The sequence below is a fragment of the Pseudomonas sp. P7759 genome (assembly GCF_013386445.1).
Lineage (GTDB): Bacteria > Pseudomonadota > Gammaproteobacteria > Pseudomonadales > Pseudomonadaceae > Aquipseudomonas > Aquipseudomonas azotoformans_A.
Window position 1 is genome coordinate 1 of the sequence record NZ_JACART010000104.1, and the last position, 3,302, is coordinate 3,302.

Sequence of the window (3,302 nt, forward strand, 5' to 3'; positions counted from 1 at the left end):
TGCACCCGCTGCGGGCGCGGCGTTCTGGTTGAACGCCACACGAGCAGTGGATATGCGCCAGGTCTTCCAGCGCCTGCTCTCCCAGCAAGTGGTGATTGCTCCTGGCGAACTGTTCAGTGTCAGCGGTCTGCATCAGCAGCATTTGCGCCTGAGCCATACCTTTCAGGGGCAGCCGAACCTGGATATTGTCCTGGCAGCTCTCAGCGAAGCGTTGCGTAAGGCACAGATAGGATGATCGCGTGAAGTTTCTCTTACTCTTGTAGGATCGATAACGTCGCGCAGCAGTCCAACTCTCAGTAAACTGCCATTTTATTCCGAATCCTTCTTTCCGAGGTTTATGCATGACAATCAGTCCTTTTGCGGGCAAGCCGGCGCCAGCCCAACTGCTGGTGGATATCCCGCGACTGGTCACGGCCTACTACACGGGCCAGCCTGATGCAGCAATCTCCACCCAGCGCGTGGCATTCGGTACTTCCGGGCACCGTGGCAGTTCGTTTGAACTGAGCTTCAACGAATGGCACGTGCTCGCCATCAGCCAAGCCATCTGCCTGTACCGCGAAGCCCAGGGCATCAACGGCCCGCTGTTTGTCGGCCTGGACACCCACGCACTGTCGACACCTGCCGGTGCCAGCGCCCTGGAAGTGCTGGCTGCCAATGGTGTGCATGTGATGCTGGCCGAAGGCGATGAATACACGCCGACGCCTGCGATTTCCCACGCCATCATCTGCTACAACCGTGGTCGCACCAGCGGCCTGGCGGACGGCATCGTGATCACGCCGTCGCACAACCCGCCGCAGAGTGGCGGCTACAAGTACAACCCGCCGAATGGCGGCCCCGCCGATACCCACGTGACCAAGTGGATCGAAGCCAAGGCCAACGAACTGCTGGCCAACAAACTCGCCGGGGTCAAGCGCATCACCCACGCCCAGGCACTCAAGGCGGACACCACGCATCGCCATGACTACCTCAACAGCTACGTGGCTGACCTGGTCAATGTGATCGACATGGACGCCATCCGCGGCGCCGACCTGCGCCTGGGCGTGGACCCGCTGGGTGGAGCAGGGGTGCGCTACTGGTCGGCGATTGCCGAGCATTACCGCTTGAACCTGGACGTGGTGAATACCGAAGTCGATTCCACCTTCCGTTTCATGAGCGTGGACTGGGACGGCCAGATCCGCATGGACCCGTCCTCCAGCTACGCCATGCAGGGCCTGATTGGTCTCAAGGAACGCTTCGATGTGGCTTTCGCCTGCGACCCAGACCACGACCGCCACGGCATCGTCACGCCGTCCGGTGGCTTGCTTGCGCCCAATAACTACCTGGCGGTGTCCATCGACTACCTGTTCCAGAACCGCCCTGACTGGCGCGCAGACGCCGCCGTGGGCAAGACCGTGGTCAGCAGCGGCTTGATCGATCGCGTCGCTGCACGCATTGGCCGTCGTCTGTATGAAGTGCCGGTTGGCTTCAAGTGGTTTGCCGATGGTTTGTTCGAAGGTTCGTTGGGCTTTGGCGGCGAAGAAAGCGCCGGTGCTTCGTTCCTGCGCAAGGACGGCACTGTCTGGAGCACTGACAAAGACGGCCTGATCCCGGCGCTGTTGGCTGCAGAAATGACTTCGCGCAAAGGCCAGGATCCGAGCCAGATCTACCGTGGGCTGACCGACGCATTGGGCGAACCGTTCGCGATTCGTGTGGATGCCAAGGCCACTCCGGCGCAGAAAACCCTGCTGGGCAAGCTGTCGCCAGACCAGGTAACGTCTACCGAATTGGCCGGTGAAAGCATCCAGCAGATCCTCAGCCATGCGCCAGGCAATGACCAGGCGATCGGCGGGTTGAAGGTGATGACTGAAAACGGCTGGTTTGCCGCACGGCCATCTGGCACTGAGGATATCTACAAGATCTACGCCGAGAGCTTTATTGGTGAGGATCACCTCAAGCAACTCGTGGAAGAGGCGCAGGTGCTGGTAGACGGTGCTATCAGCCAATAAGTAGCCTTTGCAGGAGCTGGCAAGCCAGCTCCTGCCTATATTCAGGCTAGGTCGACCAACACAATTTCGCTGTCTTCAATTGCCGTTACCTGCAACACCTGTTCATCTTCAACCGCGACACCATCTCGAGCTTGTGCACGCAAGCCATTGACTTCAATCACCCCGGTCGCCGGCACCAGGTAAGCCCGACGCCCGCTGTCCAGCCGGTATTCGGCACTTTCCCCCGCCTTCAGGTTCGCCGCCACCAGGCGTGCATCCGCACGAATGCGCAAGATCTCGCTGTCCCCGGCCTTACCACTCGCCAGCGTTACAAAACCCTCCCGGTCACCCTTAGGAAACGGCTTGGCGCCCCATGAAGGTGGCAAACCAGCTTCGTTCGGAATAATCCAGATCTGGAAGATTTTGGTCGGCGTGTCCTCCAGGTTGTACTCGCTGTGGGCAATCCCAGTGCCTGCGCTCATCACTTGCACATCACCGGCTTCGGTACGGCCTTTATTGCCGAGGTTGTCGGCATGGCTGATTGCGCCTTCGCGCACATAGGTGATGATCTCCATGTCACGGTGCGGGTGCTGCGGGAAGCCGGTGCCCGGCGCGATGATGTCGTCGTTCCATACCCGCAGGTTGCCCCAGTGCATGCGCTTGGGGTCATGGTACTCGGCAAACGAGAAGTGATGATGAGCGTCAAGCCAGCCGTGGTGGGCGCCGCCCAGGGAATTGAAAGGTCGAAGTTCAAGCATGATCGTCTCCTGTGAATGGCCCTATGATCCTGCAGCTCATGATCGATAAAAAGCGTAAAAACTGCCTGATTCCTATCAGTCGATTAGATTGGTTAGTGGCGCTTTGACTTTCAGTTCATCGCCTAACTGCATGACGGCAAAGCAATTGGCTGGAACTGAGCGTCGATTCCGGCGACCATGGCGCACTTGTTTGAACCCAGCTCATCGCAGGAGTCCGCGTGTCGCAACAAAAGCCTGATCTTCCTCCCGAACTGCGCCCTTTGGCGGACATGCCGTTATTCAAACGCCTGGCTGCGCGCCTGTTTGGCCATGGCTTGACCCGTTTGCGCGCCCAGCACCGGTTTTCCTGGCTGCACGGGCAGGCGGACGGTTTTCGCAGTGGGCATGAAGCGGGTGTGGAGTACGGCTATCGCGAAGGCAAAGCCGATGGCATCGAAGAAGGTCGCCAAGTGCTGTTGATTCGTGACTTCCGCCCGGATGAACACCGTGCACCGGGTGTGGACGACAGCCTGTTCGATGATTGGCGCCTGCCGCTCACCGCCGAGCTGAAGAAACGCATGAAGGCCGACGTTGCGCGATT

Annotated in this window: 2 protein-coding genes and 2 pseudogenes; 3 read left to right on the forward strand and 1 reads right to left on the reverse strand. The window is 59.5% G+C overall.

Going from position 1 to position 3,302, the window contains the following annotated elements; translation table 11 throughout:
• Both HX823_RS31340 and pgm read left to right on the forward strand, forming a co-directional pair.
• A pseudogene (locus tag HX823_RS31340) lies at nucleotides 1–235 on the forward strand (PLP-dependent aminotransferase family protein); the annotation flags it as partial.
• A 106-nt stretch (nucleotides 236–341) separates the two neighbouring features.
• On the forward strand, nucleotides 342–1,985 hold the full coding sequence (gene pgm / locus HX823_RS31345) for a phosphoglucomutase (alpha-D-glucose-1,6-bisphosphate-dependent) (protein ID WP_177078511.1): 1,644 nt from the start codon (nucleotides 342–344) through the stop codon (nucleotides 1,983–1,985).
• 41 nt (nucleotides 1,986–2,026) lie between these two features.
• Here pgm and HX823_RS31350 read toward each other — a convergent pair whose 3' ends face one another.
• Nucleotides 2,027–2,722, reverse strand: a complete 696-nt coding sequence (locus tag HX823_RS31350; RefSeq protein ID WP_038850487.1) for a pirin family protein — start codon at nucleotides 2,720–2,722, stop codon at nucleotides 2,027–2,029.
• A gap of 218 nt (nucleotides 2,723–2,940) precedes the next feature.
• Between HX823_RS31350 and HX823_RS31355 the strand changes: the two are divergent.
• A pseudogene (locus tag HX823_RS31355) lies at nucleotides 2,941–3,302 on the forward strand (DNA helicase UvrD); the annotation flags it as partial.